The sequence below is a fragment of the Actinokineospora inagensis DSM 44258 genome, from assembly GCF_000482865.1.
Classification (GTDB): domain Bacteria; phylum Actinomycetota; class Actinomycetes; order Mycobacteriales; family Pseudonocardiaceae; genus Actinokineospora; species Actinokineospora inagensis.
Window position 1 is genome coordinate 74,641 of the sequence record NZ_AXWW01000033.1, and the last position, 19,767, is coordinate 94,407.

9 protein-coding genes are annotated in these 19,767 nt (G+C 70.6%); 2 read left to right on the forward strand and 7 right to left on the reverse strand.

Annotation, left to right across the window (positions count from 1 at the left end; all coding sequences use genetic code 11):
• Window positions 1-2 precede the first annotated feature (2 nt).
• The 5 genes from H504_RS0114725 to H504_RS0114745 form a co-directional block, all read right to left on the reverse strand.
• The gene (locus H504_RS0114725) at window positions 3-9,950 is read right to left on the reverse strand and encodes a non-ribosomal peptide synthetase (RefSeq protein ID WP_026423393.1); all 9,948 of its coding nucleotides are present in this window, start codon (window positions 9,948-9,950) and stop codon (window positions 3-5) included.
• Window positions 9,951-11,896: 1,946 nt separating this feature from the next.
• Window positions 11,897-12,475 carry an ATP-dependent Clp protease proteolytic subunit gene (locus tag H504_RS0114730; RefSeq protein WP_026423394.1) on the reverse strand — a complete coding sequence of 193 codons (579 nt, stop codon included), beginning with the start codon at window positions 12,473-12,475 and terminating at the stop codon, window positions 11,897-11,899.
• A gap of 373 nt (window positions 12,476-12,848) precedes the next feature.
• Entirely contained in the window at window positions 12,849-13,706 is an 858-nt protein-coding gene (locus H504_RS0114735; protein WP_026423395.1) for a class I SAM-dependent methyltransferase, read from the reverse strand.
• 10 nt (window positions 13,707-13,716) lie between these two features.
• Entirely contained in the window at window positions 13,717-14,058 is a 342-nt protein-coding gene (locus tag H504_RS0114740) for a VOC family protein (RefSeq protein ID WP_026423396.1), read from the reverse strand.
• 1 nt (window position 14,059) lies between these two features.
• Window positions 14,060-14,224 carry a ribbon-helix-helix domain-containing protein gene (locus H504_RS0114745; RefSeq protein ID WP_026423397.1) on the reverse strand — a complete coding sequence of 55 codons (165 nt, stop codon included), beginning with the start codon at window positions 14,222-14,224 and terminating at the stop codon, window positions 14,060-14,062.
• Window positions 14,225-14,333: 109 nt separating this feature from the next.
• Between H504_RS0114745 and H504_RS0114750 the strand changes: the two genes are divergently transcribed.
• On the forward strand, window positions 14,334-15,764 hold the full coding sequence (locus H504_RS0114750) for a WGR domain-containing protein (protein WP_026423398.1): 1,431 nt from the start codon (window positions 14,334-14,336) through the stop codon (window positions 15,762-15,764).
• Between the two features lie 144 nt (window positions 15,765-15,908).
• Here the strand turns inward: H504_RS0114750 and H504_RS0114755 are convergent, their stop codons facing one another.
• Window positions 15,909-16,781 (reverse strand): HD domain-containing protein, encoded by an 873-nt coding sequence (locus tag H504_RS0114755; RefSeq protein ID WP_026423399.1) that lies wholly within the window; start codon window positions 16,779-16,781, stop codon window positions 15,909-15,911.
• Between the two features lie 2 nt (window positions 16,782-16,783).
• Window positions 16,784-17,101 carry a PadR family transcriptional regulator gene (locus tag H504_RS35145; RefSeq protein WP_245614254.1) on the reverse strand — a complete coding sequence of 106 codons (318 nt, stop codon included), beginning with the start codon at window positions 17,099-17,101 and terminating at the stop codon, window positions 16,784-16,786.
• Window positions 17,102-17,432: 331 nt separating this feature from the next.
• Between H504_RS35145 and H504_RS0114765 the strand changes: the two genes are divergently transcribed.
• Window positions 17,433-19,767, forward strand: a 2,335-nt coding sequence (locus tag H504_RS0114765) for an ATP-binding protein (protein WP_026423400.1), incomplete at its 3' end; no start/stop codon positions are given.

A 19,767-nucleotide genomic window follows, 5' to 3' on the forward strand; every position in this document is an offset into this window, starting at 1 on the left:
CCTCAGATCGCGAGCGCCGTCAGTTCCTTCGTTCGGGTCCGCAGCCGGTCCAGATCGGCGAACGCGTCGCGCGGGTCGTGCTCGTCGGGGCGGACGGGGTTCGGTGTCGACGGGGACCCGATCGACATGCCCCGGGTGGTGAGCGCCTGTCCCACTTTCATCAAGGTCACCTGGTTCGCCGTCCCGGCGACCAGGTGCTCGATCGCGGCGACCAACTCGTCCGGCTGGATGAGCGGCGCGTCCGGGGCCACCACCGCCTCAGGACCGTCGACGGCGTTGTTGAAGCAGTAGCCCAGGTTGAGCACCTTGGCCGGGCAGCCGTACCGGTCCCGCGCGCTGAGCGCGAACGAGTCCAGGAATGTGCAGGCGGCGGCGTAGTTGGCGTGTTTGATGGCCTTGAGGTACGAGTTGATCGACGACAGGAACAGCGCGACCTCGACCGTGTCGCCGAACACCTCCAGCAGCCGCACACCCACGTCGACCTTGCCCCGGAGCACGCTCTCGAACTCCGCCTCGGTCATCTTGGCCAGGGTGGCGCTCGCCAACACCAGTCCGGAGTGGACAATTCCGTGCACCCGGCCGAACCGCCGCTCGACCACCGCCCGCGCTTGCCGCAGCTCATCGACGCTGGTGGCGTCCACCTGCAGGTAGACGGGTGCCGGGCTCCCGGCCCCGGCGATGGCCGCGTCGATCCGGGCGTCCTGCGGGCGTCGACCGAGCCAGACGACCTGGGCGTGGTGCTCGCGGATCAGGTGCTCGCTGATCACCGTGCCCAGGCCACCGGCCCCGCCGACGATCACGTAGACCCCGCCGTCCCGGAAACGGGAATCCAGCGTCTCGGCATCCACGGGCAGCAACCGTTGACGGAACCACGAGCCGTCTCGGTGGAGCAGGGTATTCCCGTCCTGGTCGGCGGGTAGGCTCAACGCGGTTGACAGGTCGGTACCGTCCACATCGGCCACCCGGATCGACCAGTTCGGGTACTCCTTGGCCACCGTGCCCATCAGGCCCGCCACCCCGGCGTGCGTCGGGTCGATCCGCTCCGACTCGTGCAGCGGGTGCGCGAGTCGGGTGATCACTGTCCAACCCAGACGGCGGTTGCCGTAGCCCGCGCTGAGCAACGACTTCACCGTTCGGAACAACCGGAGCACGCCGGACTGGCCGTCGACCGGGTCGTCACCGGGCTTCGGCGCGACCCAGATCAGGTGGTCCAACCCCGGTTCGACGTCTGTGATGACCCGCGCCGACGGGTACATCCCGACGAGAGTGTCCAGGGCCTGCCCGGACGCGATGATGCCGATGGAATCGGACTCGCCCGGCCACCGGTCGACCTCGGGTACGGTCACCGGCTCCCAGATCGGACGCAGGGTGCGGGCGGGTGCTTCGGTTCGAGCGCGGCGGCCCTGGATGCCCCGGAGCGCGAGGCAGACCGTGCCGTGCTCGTCGATCAGGTCGATGTCGATCCGCTCGCCGTCGCGCCGCAGCCACGCCCACATCCGGGCCGTGCACGGCGCAAGGACCTCCACCCGCTTGATGGCGAAGACAACCCGGATATCGCTCCCCTCAGCCAACAGGCGCATGCACTGCATGGCCGAGTCCACTAGGGACGGAGGTAGTGCGAAGTCGTTCGGCACCGCGTCCGGCAGCGCCAACTCGGCGAGCACCTCGCCCTCGGCCTCGTGCACCGCGACCACACCCCGGAACGCCGGACCGTAGTCGATCCCGCGCTCGCGGTACTCCGCATAGAACTGCTCCGGGCTGATCGAGGCCCGCCGGAAACCGCGGAGCAGGCCGGGGATGTCGACAACCCGGGGCGCCTGGTCGACGTGCGAGACCTTTCCCTGGCTGTGGACGACGGAATCAGTGCGCACCTCGAACCGGTCCGCGTCAAGCTCGACCTTGACCGAGCACGGCCCGCCGAGCGGACGCAGGAACACGACGTCCTGCAGGTGGACGGCACCCTCGCCTTGCCGCGCGGCGGCGTACACCCACTGCAGGTACATCGCCCCGGGCGCGATCTCGGCGCCCCGCACCCGGTGTTGACGCAGGTAGAACTCATCACCGGTCAGCGTAATCTCGCTGTCACCACCCGGCAGCGCGTACCGAACCCGCTCGAACGGATAACTCGGCAACGGAACCCGCCGATACCGCCCATCACGGAACAGCTCAGCGAACTCCGGTATCTGTCCATTGAGGAATTCAGCGCCAAGGACGTCCGGCCGGGTCGACCCTGTTGGCGCCTCGGCCGCATGGGCGAGCTTGCGTTCCGCGTCGGCCATGTCGGTCGCCACGCACACCCAGCGATGCTTGAAATGCGTGCGGCCCATCAGCAACGTGTAGCTGACGTTCCCCAGGTCCAAGTCCCGGTGGTCACGAAGGTGGCAGGCGAGATCGGATATCTGCTGGCGCAGCGCCACGTCGGTGCGCGCGGACAACGCGATCAGCCTGGGCGCAGGAGCCGTGTTCAGTCGAGCCTGAACGGGCGCCTCCTCGATGACGGCGTGCGCGTTCGTCCCGCTGGCCCCGAGTGAGGTCACCGCCGCCCGGCGCGGACCGGCGGACTCCCAGTCCTGTGACCCCGTGTGCACGTAGAACGGGCTGCCGTCGAGCGTGATGCCCGGGTTGGTCCGCCGGTGGTGCAGCAATCCCGGCAGTGTCCGGTGCTTGATGGCCAGCGCCGCCTTGATGATCCCGATGACCCCCGCCGCCGACTGGGCGTGCCCGATGTTCGCCTTGCTCGACCCCAACGAGCAGAACCCCTCCTGGTCGGTGAACCCGCGGAACGCCCGCGCCAACGCGCGGAACTCGACCGGGTCGCCGAGCCGCGTGCCGGTCCCGTGCGCCTCGACCAGCCCGATGCCCGCCGGGTCGATGGCGAAGTCCTGGTACACCTGCCGGATCAGCCGTTCCTGCGAGGTCCCGTTCGGCGCGGTGATCCCGTTGGTGGTGCCGTCCTGGTTGACCCCGATCCCGGTGATCACGCCGTGCACGTGGTCCCCGTCGGCTTCGGCGTCGGACAGCCGTTTCAGCACCAGCACGCCCACGCCCTCGGCGGGCACGAACCCGTCGCCGCCCTCGTCGAACGACCGGCACCGACCCGACGGGGCGAGCATCCCGGCCCGCGCCCCGGCGACGTAGAGCCGGGGGGAGGTGTGGACGTAGACACCACCCGCGAGCGCGACGTCGGCGTCGCCGGTCCACAACCCCTGGCACGCAAGGTAAACAGACACGAGCGAGCTTGAACACGCCGTGTCGACCGCCATGGCCGGGCCGTGCAGGTCCAGGTAGTACGCCAGCCGCGACGGGACCAGCGAGTTCATGTTGCCCCAGAACGCCTGGGCCGGGTACTCGGACGGCGCGGACAGGTCGAAGTAGTCACCCGCCGCGCAGCCGACGTAGATCCCGCACCGCTCCCGGTTGAGCGAGCCGCCCGCGTGACCGGCGTCTTCCAGGGCCTTCCACGCCTCCTGCAGGAACAACCGCTGCTGCGGCTCCATGTAGGCGGCCTCGGCGCCGGAGATGCCGAAGAACAACGGGTCGAACTCGTCGATCCCGGCCATGAACCCGCCATCGGCGCAGGTGGTCGGCACCCCGGACAGGTCCCAGCGGGTCACCGGCGTCACCGCGTCCCGGCCGTCGCGCAGCAGCCGCCAGAACTCGTCGACGTCCCGCGCCCCGGGGAACCGACCGCTCATCCCGACGATCGCGATCGGTTCCCGCCCCGCACTCGCCGTGACCGGACGGCGCGGTTCGTCGGGCCTGGCCGGTTCGACCGGGGCCGGGGCGGTGATCGGGTACTCGTCGAGGATGTACCTGGTCAGCCGCCGGAGGGACGGGTTGTCGAACAGGGCACTCGGGTCCAGGTCGGTGCCGAGGTCCGCGTTGACCGCGCGCACCAAGGCGACGCCGGTCAGCGAGTCCAGGCCGTAGTCGGCGAACGGCAGGTCCGCCGACAACTCGTCCTGGCCGACCTTCAGCGTCGCCGTCAACGCCCTGGTCAGCGCGCTCTCAACGTGCCGATCGGGCGGAACCGCTGCGGCGGCGGGTACGTCGGCTTGGGCCACCACGACCTGCTGGCCCAGCCCCGGCAGCCGGTCGGCCGGGAACCGGACCGTGCCGCGGCCGCCTGCCCCGAGGACCGCTCGCCAGGACTCGGCCGATAGAGCCGGACCCCCTGCCAGCCGCCAGCGGTCGACATGGCGCCACCACCCCTCCAGCAACCCGAACGCCAGGTGCGGCCAGAGCCCGTTCCCGGCGAGTTCGTTGATCACCATGACCCCGCCCGGACGCAGCAGCTCCCGGGCGTGCGCGACAGTCTGCTCGATGTCCTCGGTGGCGTGCAGCACATTATTGGCGATCACGATGTCGTACCGCCCGGTCGCCAACCCCTGCGCGCCCGGCGGCCGCTCGACGTCGAACGTCCGGTACACCAGGTACGGGGCGGTGAAGCGCCGCTCCGCCGCGATGAGGAACGCCTTGGAGAGGTCGGTGTAGCAGTACTCCGCGACCTCCAGGCCCGCCAGGTGCTCGAACACCCGCTCGCTGGCGCTCCCGGTCCCCGCCCCGATTTCCAGAATCCGCACCGGCCCGGCGCGGCGCACCACCTCGGCGCGCACCACCTCGGCGGTGACGGTGTTGAACCGGGCCACCGCGGGGTCGCGCTTGTAGACCGCCTCGACCAGGTCGAATGAACCGCCGGGGAACATGACATCGGTGGCTGTGACACGTCCGGCCAGGATCGCGGGTATCGCCTCGACCATGCGCTCGGCCAGGTCCGCCTTGGCGGCGACCGCCGGGTGCGCGGCCTTCCACTCGTGCCATGCCCGCCAGGTCTGTTCGGCGTCCGGTGCTCCGGTGGGCTCGCCGCCGTCGAACAGCAGGGTCATGCTGTGGTCGAGCCACTTGGCGTGCGTCTCGCTCAGCTCCGGACGGGGTTCTCGGAGCACCCCCGCCGTGGCCAGTTGCGTGTGCAGGAGTTGCCGGAGGAGGCCGTCCATGTCCGTCGTGATCTGCCGGTACTGGTCCAAGGAGGGCTCAGTCGGTACCGGTTCGATCGGCGCCTGCTCCGGCCAGAACCGCAAGGTGTCGAACGGATACGTCGGCAGGCTCACCCGCGCGGGCCGAGTCTCGGCGTACCGAAGACCCCAGTCGACGTCGACCCCGCTGACCCACAGCCGGGCGATCTTGTCCCAGTCGCCCCGGCTGAGCCAGTCCGCGCTGAGTTCCCGCAGCTCACCGACCCGGGCGAAGAGTGCGACCAGCTCGTCGCCGTCCCGCCGGGCCGAGCCTTCGAAGTCGGCCGCCCCCTGGTCGACGTAGGCGGTGAGTTGTCCACTGAGGCTGTCCACATCGGACGATGTGAACGCGACCCTGCTCGCCATCGCCCGACGGCCGGTCTGCAGCGTGTACGCCAACTCCGCCAGATTCCCGCGATACTCCGGCAGGAACGCGAGCAGGCCCCGCGCCAACACCACCAGTCGCGCACTGTCCCGTGCGGACAGCACCACCAACTGGCTCCCGCTCGACTCCGGGTGGGTCGGCTGCGGCACCTGTTCCAGCACCGCGTGCACGTTGGTGCCCCCGATACCGAAGGAACTCAGCCCCGCCCGCGCCGGACCCGAGTCCGATACGACGGGCACGGTCCGATCCGCCACGAAGAACGGCGAGGCCGCCCAGTCGATCTGCGGGTTCGGCACGGCGCAGTGCAGCGTCGGCGGGATCTCCCCGTGTCGCAACCCCAACGCTAGTTTGATCAACCCGGCGATCCCGGCAGCCGCGTCGAGGTGGCCGATGTTGCTCTTGACCGACCCGATCCCGACGTACCCGGTGCGGTCCGTGTAGTGCCGGTAGGCCTCGGTGAGGGCCGCGACCTCGATCGGATCGCCCAGCCTGGTACCGGTGCCGTGCGCCTCGACGTACCGGATGGTCGCCGGGTCCACACCGGACTTGTCCAGCGCCTTGCGGATCACGTCGACCTGGCCGTTGACGCTGGGCGCGTAGAACCCGGCCTTGTCGCCCCCGTCGTTGTTCACCGCGATCCCGCGGATCAGGCAGTACACGTGGTCGCCGTCGGCGATCGCGTCCCGGGCCCGCTTGAGCACGACCGCGCCCACCCCTTCGCCACCGGCCATGCCGTCGGCGGATTCGGCGAACGCCTTGCTCCGCCCGTCGCTCGCGAAGTTCAGGCCCGGCTGGTGCAGGTAGCCCAGCTCCATTGTGGAGAACAGGCTGGCCGCGCCGACCAGGGCTTGGTCGGCCTCGCCTGCCAGCAACCCCTGACAGGCCAGGTACACGCCGGTCAACGCCGACGAGCAGTTCGTGCTCACCGCCATGCTCGGGCCCTTGAGCCCCAGCTTGCTGGAGATCATCGTCGGCACGCTGCCACCCTGGGCCAGCAGCCACGCCGCGTAGCCCTCGGTGCTCGCCAACACCCGCGCGCCGGTCGCGTTCGCCATCAGGCTGGGCAGCAGGGCCTGGTAGAAGTTGGTGCTGGTCGAGGTGAAGACGCTGGTGTTCGGGACGTCTTCCGGGCGGTAACCGGCGTCTTCCAGGGCTTTCCAGGCGTGCATGAGCAGCAGGCGGCCCTGCGGGTCCATCAGTTCCGCGTCGCGCGGGGAGATCCCGAAGAACGCCGCGTCGAACTCCGCCTTGTCCTCGACGACCGACCGGCTCGGCACGTAGTCCGGGTGGCTGATCAGGTCTTCGGGGACCCCGAGCGACCGGAGCTCATCCGGTGACCACGTGCTGCCGCCGGTCTTGCCGTCCCGCAGGTTCTGCCAGAACTCCCGGTGGTCGCGGGCGCCGGGGAACCGGCAGGACATGCCGACCACGGCGATGGCATCGGGTTCGAGGTGTGCCGGCTGTTCGAGTCGAGGGGCCGGGGCCGGTGCGTGATCCGGTTCCAGGTGCCGGGCCATGGCCGCGACCGAGGGGTGCGCGAACAACGCGGTCGGTCGCAGCGCGCGCCCGAACTCGCGGTTGAGGTTGGCCACCACGTCGATGGCCGTGAACGAGTCGCCACCCAGGTCGAAGAACCCGGTGTCCCGGTCGATGTCCTGGTGCCCGAGCGCGTCGGCGAACACGCGCCGCACGGTCCGCTCGACGTGGTGGACGGGCTCCGGCTTTCGTTCGGCGGGTGCGGTCAGCCGGGACCGGTCGATCTTGCCGTTCGCGTTGAGCGGGAACGACTCCAGCCACACGAACGCGCTCGGCACCATGTACGCCGGGAGGGACGCCGCCAGGTGCTCACGGAGCGCCTTGGCCTCGACGGGACGCCCGGTGAAGTAGGCGGCCAGCCGTTCAGACCGGACCATCACGACGCCCTGGTCGATGTCAGGGTGCGTGCCCAGCACGGCCTCGATCTCACCCAACTCGACGCGGTACCCGCGCAGCTTGACCTGGTTGTCCATCCGGCCGAGGACGACGATCTCGCCGTTGGGCAGCCGCCGCGCCACGTCGCCGGTGCGGTAGAGGCGCCGACCGGGCGCAAAGGGGTCGGCCATGAACCGGTCCGCGGTCAACGCCGGTTGTCCGCGATAGCCGAGGGCCACGCCATCGCCTGAGATGCAGAGCTCGCCGGGGATGCCGATGGGGGTGGGCTGGAGGTCCCGGTCGAGGACGTAGAGCCGGGTGTTCGCGATCGGGCCACCGATCGTCACCGGCTCCTCGGCGCGCAAACGCTTGACCGATGACCAGATCGTGGTCTCCGTCGGCCCGTAGAGGTTCCACACCTCACCGTGCGCGACCAACTCGTCCTTGAGCGCCTCGGGTAACGCCTCGCCGCCGCACAGCACCCGCACCCCGGTCTCGTTGCGCCAGCCGACCCGCAGCAGCATCGACCAGGTGGCCGGGGTGGCCTGCAAGACCGTGGGCCGCCAGTCGGCGATCTCCTCGGCGAGCAGGGTCGGGTCGGCGGTCGCGGTGGCGATCCGGCAGTGGCCGCCGGTGATCAGCGGCAGGAACAGCTCCAGGGCGGCGATGTCGAAACCGTGCGTGGTGACGGCCAGCAGGCGGTCGTCGGCGGTGAACTCCAGGGTGCTCGCCATGGCCAGCAGGAAGTTGGTCAGCGCCCGGTGCGGGACCACCACGCCCTTGGGGCGGCCGGTGCTGCCGGACGTGTAGATGACGTAGGCGATCCCGCCGGGTCGCGGCCTTGGGCCTGCTGGTGCCGGGCGGTCGATCGGGTGCAGCCGGGCCATCGTGTCCAGTGTGGACAGTTTGCCCGCAGTGGCCGGGTGGCACAGGACGACGTCGGCGCCGCTGTCCTCGACCAGGTACGACAGCCGCTCGGCGGGCAGGTCCGGGTCCAGCGGCAGGTACGCGGCGCCGGACTTCACCACCGCGAGCAGCGCCACGACCAGGTCGGTCGACCGGCGGAGGCACACGCCCACGGTGCCGCCCCGCACCGACTCGGCGAGGGCCGTGCTGCGCTCGGCGAGCTCGCGGTAGGTGAGGGTCTCGTCGCCGCAGCTCACCGCGGGCCGGTCGGGAGCGGCGGCGGCCCGCTCGGCGAACAGGTCCCAGCAGGTGCGGTCCGCCGGGTAGTCGACGGCGGTGCGGTTCCACTCGTGCAGCACCAGGCCGCGCTCGGCGTCGCCCAGGAGGTCCAGCTCGCCCAGGGTGGCGCGGCCCTCGGTGCGGATGATGGCGTCGACCAGGGTGAGGAAGTGCTCGGCCATCCGCTCGACGTAGTCCGCCGCGAACGCGGCCGGGTGGTACTTCCAGTCCAGCGCGAACCCGTCGCCGGGCACGACGTCCAGGGTCAGGTCGAACTCGCCCAACTGGTGCAGCTCGACCGGCCGGAACGGCCACGTGTCGCCGAGTTCGGCGGCCAGGCCGGTCAGCAGCTCGGTGAGCGAGAAGTTCTGGTAGTTGTAGACGACCTGGTAGACCGGGGACCGCAGGTCGGCGCCGCGTTCGCCGAGGTCGCGCACGATGCGCGGGAACGGGTAGGCGCCGTGCTCGATGGCGCCGAACACCGTGGCCCGCACCCGCTCCGCGAAGGCGTTGAACTCGTCGGTGCCGGTCGGCCTGCTGCGGACGGGCAGCGTGTTGACGAAGTACCCGACCACCGAATCCAGCCGCTCCACCGGACGACCGGCGGTGGGCATCCCGACGATGATGTCTTCCTGGCCCGTGTACCGGTGCAGCAGGGTGGTGAAGACGGCGAGGAAGAAGACCCCGGGACTGATGTCGTGCGCGGCCGCGAAATCAGCGACGGCGTTTGCCTGCGCCCGCGTCAACCGCCTGCTGTGCAGCTCGTTTTCGTGCGGCGCGTCCGGGGCGACAGTGGGCAGCCCGCTGAGCGGAACCCGATCGGCGAGTTCCCGTTGCCAGAATTCCCCATCCAGCCCGGCCCGGTCACCGGCGAGGTATTCCCGTTCCCAGGCCACGAATTCGCGGTATGATGCCGGAATTGGTTCCCACGCAGGCTGGTCGCCTTGCACCCTGGCCTGGTAGGCGCGCAGGAACGTTTCCAACACAAGGCGCAACGACATCCCGTCGATGACAATGTGGTGCACGACCAACAACAGATACCGCTCACCCCCGGCGACGGTCAACACCGATAGCCGCACCAGCGGCCCACCGACCAGGTCGAACGGCCGCCGCACGTGCTGTTCGAGATCAGCCGCCCCCACGATGTCGGCCTGTTCGACGATGATCGGCCCAGCGGGGACCAACTGGTCGCCCTCGATCTTGGTGGCCAACACCGGGTGCCGCGCCACCGTGTCCTTCATGGCGTTCTCGACAGCATCGACGTCGATGTGTTGACAGGCAAGGCAAACCGGAACGTTGTAGGCATGGGTGTCCGGCTCCATCCGGTGCACCGCCCACAACCCGCGCTGCCCCTCCGACAACGGCACCCGCGCCCGACGCTCCAACTCCACCAACACAGCCGCCGTCGACAACACCCCCGCCCGATACCCGTCGACGAGTTCCTGAAGATCCACGCCGAACTCCCTCCCACTGGGGTTCGTCGAACAAATCCCCCACCGCGCGGGCACGCAGAATGAACCAGGGCGCAGAAATCACGGCACCCCCCGAGATTCCCCCACGGATAACGGAGAACAGAAAATCGCTCCTGCTATTACCCTACCACAGCACACCGCTGACCCCTGGTCAATGTTCCGTTCCTCACCGCCCGATCACCGCTGGTCCAGCCCATGCCTCCCGTTGGACCAGAATGCCCGACTAGCCCAGTCGAGTGAGTCACCATTGACCATTCCGGCGGCCAACCCCAAAACACCTCACAGTGGGTAATGCCCCCCACCCGCCCACCCACTAATGCGAATGCCCACCAGGCACAAGCTCGCCCAGCCACTAGCGGACAGCCCCAACCCGCCCCCGCGCGCGACTGACCCCACCCCCCTTCGCGAACGGGCCGTCCACCCCCGCCGCTGTCACCCCCTCCGCCCGACCTGACTCCCGTCTGGCCAACCCAGTCCGACTCCGCCACACGCCCCCGCTTGGCCTCGCCCAGCCTGGTCGCACTCTTGTCTGGCCTCGCCCGGCCTGGTCGCACTCTTGTCTGGCCTCGCCCAGCCCGGCCGCACTCCTGTCTGGCTTCGCCCAGCCCGGCCGCACTCCTGTCTGTTCCCCACCCAGCCTGGTCGCAGCCGGTCTGGCCCCACCCTGCCTAGTCCCGCCCGGCCTGGCCGCAACCCCGTGGTCCGACCATGCCTGGCCGCAACCCGTCTGGTCCGACCCAGCCTGGCCTCACCCGGTCTGGCCCCGCTCGGCCTGGCCGCAACCCGTCCGGCCCGGCCCGGTCGACCGCAATCCGCCTGTCCCCGCCCACTTGTCGGCCACAACTCGGTGGCCCCAACCCCGTCTACCCGCACTTCGCCCAGCCCACACGCCATCGGCCACACCTCGACCGCAACCCCGCCCGCAACCCCGCCCGCCGGGCGGCCCCCACCCTTCCCGGGGGGCGTCCCCGATGCCAGTCTACCGGCTGGGCAAGATCGACAGGGGTTGGTGCCGTGGCCTGTGGGTGGCCTGGCGAGATGTGGACAACTCAGCCCTGAGCTGCGTCGAGCTCGGCGATGCAGTGGGTGGGGGTGCCTGGGGGCAGATGGTGTGGGCGCAGGTCACGCTGTCTATGTCGGTGTCCGGGTTCAGGAACACGCGAAACTGCCGGTCGTTCGTTTGCCTGTGGGTGTGCGCGTTACGGCCGTGATGATCGGGGTGGCCGTCGCACCGGGCTGTGGCCTGGTCTGCGTTGCGGCTGACCCGTGTGCCCCTTCTTGGGGCAGCCGGGCTGGTGGGCGCGGGCTTGGCCGTGTTGGGCGTCTTCGCAGTCCGGTCCGCGGGTGTCCTGATCGGAGTTGGCAGACCGCGCCGGAGCGTCTCCGGCTGGAGGCCGACACGCACGTCACCGCGCTGCCGGGAAGCATCCACATGGCAGGCCACCGTCCCCAGACCACGGGCTGCGCCAGTCACGCCGAACCCATCGCCCGTACCCTCCAGAGCAGCCCCCACCCTCCCGGGGGGCGGCCCCGGTGCCAGTCTACCGGGAGGGCGAGATCGACAGGGGTTGGTGCCGTGACCTGTGGGTGGCCGAGTGGGGTGTGGACAACTCAGTCTGGATGGCGTCGAGTTGGTGGCGAAATGACGGTGGTGGGCGGCAGGGGCCGGGTCGACGTAGAGGGAACAACACGCGGGTAAGAGTCCAACGGACACGTTGTGCCACGAGTGGGTCGCCAGCCAGGTGGGGGGCGTTGACGTAACCGGCGGGCCTGCGGCGCCGGTCGGTGGTCACGGGTGGATGCCAGTGGCGAACGTGGCTGTCAGGGGTGCCCGTCGACCGTGGTCGAAATCAAGACAGCGGCCGGAAACGCGCGTCGCCCCGGGCCGGTGGAGACAGGCCCGGGGCGATGACGAGTGGAACGGGGGATCAGCCGGGGTAGCTCGGGTCGCTGGTCGCGGTCTGGCTGGAGCGGCTGATCACGTGGTCGACGATGCCGTATTCCTTGGCTTCCGGGGCGCTGAACCAGCGGTCGCGTTCGGAGTCGGTGAGGATGGTTTCGGCGGTCTGGCCGGTGAAGCCCGCGGTCAGGTCGGCCATCTTGCGCTTCATGCCGCGCAGGCGGTTGGCCTGGATGGTGATGTCGGACTCGCTGCCGCCGATGCCGGAGGACGGCTGGTGCATCAGGATCTCCGCGTTGGGCAGCGCGTAGCGCTTGCCCGGCTCGCCCGCGGACAGCAGGAACTGTCCCATCGAGGCGGCGATGCCCATGGCGTAGGTCGCCACGTCGCAGGAGATGAAGTTCATCGTGTCGTAGATGGCCATGCCCGCGGTGATGGAGCCGCCGGGGGAGTTGATGTACATGGCGATGTCGGCGGCCGGGTTCTCCGCGGCCAGCAACAGCATCTGCGCGCAGAGCTTGTTGGCGATCTCGTCGTCGACCTCCTGGCCGAGCACGATGATCCGCTGCGCGAGCAGCCGGTCGTAGAGGGAGTCGCCCCACGTCATCCCGCCCGAGCCGCCCCGGTTGACAGGCGTGGTGGAGAAGTCGGACCCGGCCGTGGGCGTGGCCGCGACCTGCCTGTACCCGTCGATGTTCACGTGCTGCGCTCCTTCTCCTACCGCGTTCGGCCCTGCCTGGCCCACTCTAGCCATCACCGACGTGGCGCGTGCTCCCGACACCTGCGGTTCACCGAGAGCGTACGGCGACCCCGCCGGTCCACTCGTCGAGCAGGCCCCGGTAGGAGGACAACCGGAGGGATGACCACCGCGCTGAGCTTGGGTTTCCGGTCGGGCGGTGGCCACCGACTCACCCGGTCGGGTGGACGCGGCCCGGTGCGCACCCCACGTCGCGCACCGGACCGCGTCGGTTCGGGCGGGCTCAGGTGGTGGCGATCAGGAAGTCCTCACCGGTGTTGGGCCGCAGCCCGTCGGTCCGGCCCGCGAAGTAGCGGTCGCCCAGTTCGGTGCTGGGTACGTGCCGGACGTCGCGGAAACCGTTGGCGCGAGCCAGGGCCGCGATGTCCGATGGCGAGTACAGGCTGATGAACGGTGTCCCGGACGCTCGCGCCGCCTGCTGGACGTACTCGTACCCGGGTCGGTCCACCTCGTCCACCAGGTCCGTGCGGAGCAGGAAGGTCATGGCCAGGGTCGTGCCCGTGGCCAGCCCGGCGACCTGGCGCAGCGTGGCCGCGGTGGCCGCTTCGGTCAGGTACATGCTGACGCCGGTGGAGACCACGAACGCCGGCCGGTCCGGGTCGAACCCGGCGGCCACCAGTTCGTCCAACCAGGACTGACCCGCCTCGAAGTCGACCGGAACCAGGTGCAGCCATTCCGGCGGCGGGTAGCCGAGTTCGCGCAGCCGATCCCGTTTCCACGCCGACGTGGCGGGCTGGTCGACCTCGAACACCCGCATCCGGCTCGCCGTCGCCGGTTCCCGCTGGGCGAAGGTGTCCAGTCCGGCGCCGAGGAGCACGTACTGGTCGACGCCGTGATCGGCCTGCTCGGCGACCAGGTCCTCGATGAACCGCGCCCGACCGACGATGGCCGCGCGGAAGCCACGGACGCCGGGTGAGGACACGTCCGGGCGGTCCCGCCAGCCGTCGTCCGGGTCGGCCAGGCGCAGTCCGATCCGGTCGTCGAGCACGTGTGGTGGCGCGTCGACCTCGACGTGCAGCGCTCGCCACAGCGCGACCCGCACGGCTGTGCTGTCCGGTACGCCGCTTCTGTTGTCCACCATGGTTGATCCCCTAGTTTTTGAGCGGCGCCTGGATGCTCCACACGCGACCGTCCGGGTCGCGCACGGTCATTTCCCTGGTCCCGTAATGGGTTTCCTCGAACGGCGTGACGACGTCCACTCCGCCGGGGTGGAACGAGTCCGCGTCGGCGACCTTGAGGACCAGTTGGACCCGCGGTTCCCGGTTCGGCGGCACCTCGGCGATGAACACGAACGGGCCGTCGCCGTTGCGCAGTTGGCCGGAGTTGTGGTCGGTCTCGAACTCCAGGGTGAAGCCCAGGTCCTGGAAGAACCGCGCGGACCTGCCCCAGTTGTGCGTCTCGACGAAGACGCCGTCGAACCCCTCGGTGCTCATGTCAGGACTCCTTGTCCGGTGGTTGGTGGTGGTCGAGGTACGTCCGCAACGCCTCGGCGACCAGCGCCGAGAGGGACGACCCCGTCTCGATGGCGTGGTGTTTGACCCGTTTGATCAGGCCGATCGGCAGGTACACGTTGAACTGCTTGACGTCCTCTTCGCCCACTCGCCGATGCTAGCATCCTAGCAATTCCGGACGGCTGGGTGATCGGACCGGAACTGTCGGTGGCCCCGGCTAACCTCCGCCGTAGATCACGCGGAAGAGGGAGCCACGCATGGCCGGCACGACGTACCTGGAGCTTTCCGAGCCGGGGGGCGGAGCGCACAAGTACTACGAGGTGCGCGTCGAGGACACCGAGGTCACGATCACCTACGGCCGGATCGGCGAGCAGGGTCAGGTCCGCACCGCGGCGTTCGCCGACCACGACAAAGCGGTCCGGGCGGCCGAGAAGAAGATCGGCGAGAAGGTGCGCAAGGGGTACGCCCCGGCGGTCCGCGGCGAGCGGCAGCGCAGGCCGGTGAGCAGGCGCGAGATCACCAGCACCGCCTCCACCGCCCGGCAGGCCCCGGTGCTGTGGCGGTTCGCCTCCGGCGCGCCCGCGTTCGGCATCTTCATCGGCGAGGACCACGCCTGGGTCGGCAACGAGAACGGCGACGTCTACACCCTCACCCACGACGGCCGGGTCACCGGCCGGTTCGGCTTACCCGACTCGGTCAAGTGCATCGTCGCCGACGACTTCTGGATCTACGCTGGCTGCGACGACGGTCAGGTCTACGACCTGGGCGGCAAGGTCCCCCGGGTCGCCTACGAGATCGCGGGCGACGTCGACATCTACTGGCTCGACATCCACGACGGCGTCCTCGGCGTCTCCGACCGGCACGGCGGGGTCACCGTGGTCGACCACGAGGACGAGTTCCAGTGGTCCCGCCGCACGACGGGCGAGAGCGCGTGGATGGTCCGCAACTCCGCCGAGGGCGTCTTCCACGGCCACTCCGAGGGGGTCAGCCACTACTCCGGCCGCGGCGACCTGGTCTGGCACACCGGCACCAGCGGCGCCGTCCTCTTCGGATGGCAGGAGTCCGACTCGGTGTTCGCGGGCACCTCCCGCGGTCTGGTCCAGCGGTTCGCCAAGGCCGACGGCCGCCTCCTGGCGGGCTACCGCTGTGACGCCGCCGTCTTCTCCTGCGCGACGTCCCCGGGTGGCGAGTACGTGTTCGCGGGCGACAACCAGTCCTCCGTGTACTGCTTCGCCGCCGACGGCACCCGCCTGTGGAAGCTCGCCACCGGCTGCGGCTCCGCGTTCTCCATGCAGTACCGCGACGAACGCCTGTACCTGGTCACCACGGACGGCTCCCTGGCCTGCGTCGACGCCAGCCCGGCCGCCGTCCGCGCCGCCGAGGCGGGTCGGCTCCCGCAGCGGCAGGACGTCAAGGCGGGCGCCATCGCCCGGGTCGAGGCCACCGCCGAGGTCGAGTTCGTCGCCCAACCGGTCATCGGCTCCGGTTCCGGCATCGTCGTCGAGTGCGTGCAGGACGGCGGCCGCCTGCGCGTGCACGTCCGCTCCGCGGGCTACGACCCCACCTGGGGCGTGCAGTTCCCCAAGAACGTGCGCATCCCGGGTGCGCGCTACCTGGTCTCGGAGATCATCCCGTCGGCGAGCGGGACGTTCTACCGGGCGCGGGGGGAGATCCGACGCATCCACTGACCACTCGCCACCCGCCCGCATGCCCCGGCGGGCGGGTGGCGTATTCGCACTCGACCATTTTCCGGACCGGTCGAGAATAGACAGATGGCGATGGCCAATCCGGTTTGTTTCGCCGCGCGCGGAATTGGTGTTGCCACCCGGTTGTCATCGTCGCCAACTGTCCAGGAAATCGCGCAGGCGGCTGGCCGCGCGGTCGTCCTCGGCGAACAGCACCGCCGCGGCCAGCGCCAACCCGGCGAGGGCCACCGTCGCCGCGGGCCATGAGGTGAGCACCGTGGTCAGCGCGCCCGCTCCGACCAGACCCCAGGCCAACCGGGCGGTCCAGCGCAGTCCGGGGCGGTGCGCCAAGGCGATCCGGGGGACGGCGGTGAGCACGCCGAGCAGGAAGCGGGCTCGGGCCCGCCGGGTGGGCAGCGTCGCCAGTTCCGCTGTCCACTCGACCTGCCACCGCCCGCGCATCCCCTTCGGCAGCAACCACACCGCCGTGGCCAGGGACCGAACGCGGGGTGTCGATCGGCGGATGGTGTCCTCGGACAGCGTCGCCAACTCCGCGGCCACGCCGTCGACGCCCAGGCCCACCGCCAGCGGGACCAGGGTGCGCAGGGTCTCGGTCGACTTCCGGACCTGCTTCTCCGGTCGCACGTAGGCGATCGTGCGCATGTTGTGCAGGCGGTCGGCGAGTTTGAGCAGCAGGACCGGCCGCGCGGCGGGTAAGCCGTGTGACTCCAGTCGGTCGAGGCCCGCCAACGTGTCGGCGACAGCGGTGGACAACGCGGACCGCGAGTCGGGGGAGAGGTCGTGCAGGAGGCCCGCGCACACGAGATCGCGGTCGGCGCCCAGGTCGGCCAGGATCTGGGCGACCGCGAGCGAGTGCCGGATGTACGGCTCGCCGCTGTGCCGGAACTGGCCGTGGTGGTGGCGCGCGGCCAACCGGTAGGCGGCGGTGATCGGTTCGGTGTCCTCGCCAGGCCAGGTGGCGGTGTACGCGGTGAGCACCGGGGCCAGCAGGTCGTCCACCGTCAGGCTCCTTCCACGCCCAGGATCCAGGTGCGCTTGTGCCGGGCCCGGCTGCGGGCCAGCGCCGCCACCGCGGCGGCCGCGCCGTCGGCGGTGATCCGGTAGAGCCTGCGCGGGGGCCTGCCGACGGAGTCGTACGAGGTGGGCACCTCCCACTCGCTGACCAGCCAGCCCGCCTGCTCCAACCGGGCGAGGATCGGGTAGATGGTGCCGGTGGCGACCCCGACCAGGTCGCTCAGTTCCAGGCCGTACCGCTGTCGGTCCGGTTCGCGGAGCAGCACCTCCAGCACCAACTGGGTCTGCAATGTCATCCTCGGCATATGTCGTACTCTACATACGCTCGCCGGGAAGATCAGCCCCATTCACCCGTTCGGGCGGCTCGGAATGGCAACAACATGCCATTTCCCACCCGCCGCCAATTGCCGGTTTCGGCCACCCGGAAATCATCCTGGAGACCCTGTGAGCTTTGTCATAACCGGAAAGTCCCTGGCGGGCCGGGGACCGCGGCGGGAAAGCGACCCGGGCACCGGCCGGTCCGGCGATCTCCGCCCCGGCGCCCCGCCCGGACCGGTTACCATCCGCCGCGGAAGTGGAGCGCCCAGGTTCGCCGGTCGGCCGACTAGCGCCTTGGATGAGGAGGGGCTCGGTCAGGTGTTCAACCGCATCGCCATCGTCAACCGGGGTGAGGCCGCGATGCGGCTCATCCACGCCGTCCGGGACCTGTCCGCGGAGACCGGCACCAAGATCGAGACCGTCGCGCTGCACACCGACGTGGACCGGTCGGCCACCTTCGTCCGCGAGGCCGACGCGGCCTACGACCTCGGCCCGGCCGCGAACCGGCCCTACCTCGACCTGAAGGTCCTCGAACAGGCCCTGCTGGCCACCGGCGCCGACGCGGCCTGGGTCGGCTGGGGCTTCGTCGCCGAGGACCCGGCGTTCGCCGAGCTGTGCGAGCGGGTCGGCGTCACCTTCGTCGGCCCGAGCCCGGAGGCGATGCGCAAGCTGGGCGACAAGATCGGCGCCAAGCTGATCGCCGAGGAGGTCGGCGTCCCGGTCGCGCCGTGGAGCCGCGGCGCGGTGGAGACGCTGGACGCGGCCCTCGACGCGGCGGTCGAGATCGGCTACCCGCTGATGCTCAAGGCGACCGCCGGTGGTGGCGGCCGCGGCATCCGGGTCGTCACCAACCCGGCCGAGCTCACCGACGCCTACGAGCGCACCAGCCAGGAGGCCGCCCGCGCCTTCGGCAGCGGCGTCGTGTTCCTGGAGCGCCTGGTCACCGGCGCCCGGCACGTCGAGGTCCAGGTGATCTCGGACGGCGAGACCGCGTGGGCGCTCGGCGTGCGCGACTGCTCGGTGCAGCGGCGCAACCAGAAGGTCATCGAGGAGTCGGCGTCGCCGGTGCTCAGCCCCGAGCAGACCGCCGAGCTGAAGTCCTCTGCGGAGCGGCTGGCGGTCGCGGTCGGCTACCGCGGCGCGGCCACCGTCGAGTTCCTCTACCACCCCGGCGACAAGCTGTTCGCCTTCCTCGAGGTCAACACCCGGCTGCAGGTCGAGCACCCGATCACCGAGGCCACCACCGGGTTCGACCTGGTCAAGGCCCAGTTGCACGTGGCGTCCGGCGGGAAGCTGACCGGGCCGCAGCCCGCCGAGCGCGGGCACGCCATCGAGGCGCGGCTCAACGCCGAGGACCCGGACCGCGACTTCGCGCCGTCCCCGGGCCGCATCGCCCGGCTCGACCTGCCCGCCGGTCCCGGTATCCGGGTGGACACCGGGGTCAGCGAGGGCGACACGATCCCGGCCGACTTCGACTCGATGATCGCCAAGATCATCGCCTACGGCCGGGACCGGGACGAGGCGCTGGGCAGGCTGCGCCGGGCGATGGCCCGCACCACGGTGATGATCGAGGGCGGCGCCACCAACAAGAGCTTCGTGCTCGACCTGCTCGACCAGCCCGAGGTGATCGACGCCAGCGCCGACACCGGCTGGATCGACCGGGTCCGCGGCGAGGGCAGGCTCGTCTCGCACCGGCACTCCGCGGTGGCGCTGGCCGCCGCCGCCATCGAGGCCTACGAGGACGAGGAGGGCGTCGAGCGGCAGCGGCTGCTGTCCACCGCGTTCGGCGGTCGCCCCCAGGTGCAGCACGAGAGCGGCAGGCCGCTGGACCTCAAGCTGCGCGGGGTCGGCTACCGGGTGCGGGTGGCCAGGGTCGGCGCGCACCGGTTCCGGGTCGGCATCGAGGTCGGCGAGCAGGTGCACACCGCGGACGTGGAGCTGGACCGGTTCGACGAGCACACCGGCCGGATCGTGGTCAACGGTTCCCGGCACCGGCTGCTCACCGGCACGCACGGCCCGATCCACCTGGTCGAGGTGGACGGCGTCACGCACCGGGTCAGCCGGGACGAGGGCGGCGTGGTCCGCTCGCCCGCGCCCGCCCTGGTCGTCGCGACCCCGGTGGAGGTCGGCGACGAGATCGAGGCCGGTGCCCCGGTGCTGGTGCTGGAGAGCATGAAGATGGAGACGGTGCTGCGCGCGCCGTTCAAGGCCCGGCTCAAGGAGCGCGTGGTCTCCGTCGGCAGCCAGGTCGAGACCGGCGCGGCGCTGCTGCGCCTGGAGCCGCTGGCCGACGAAGAGACCGAGGACACCACCGAGGTCGCGACCGTCGAGCTGGACCTGCCGGTCGCCACCACCGAGACCCCCGCGCTGGACCGGGTCACCCGCGGCCAGGAGGACCTGCGCAGCCTGCTGCTCGGCTACGACGTCGACCCGCACGACGAGCGCCGCGTCCTCGACGACTACCTCGCCGCCCGCAAGGTCGTCACCGAGCAGGGCCACCGGCCGCTCACCGAGGAACTCGACCTGGTCGCCGTGTTCGCCGACCTCGCCGAGCTGACCCGCAACCGGGCCTCCGGCGAGGACGGCGCGGGCGCGGGCCACGTGCACAGCGCACGCGAGTACTTCCACGCCTACCTGCAGAGCCTCGACGTCG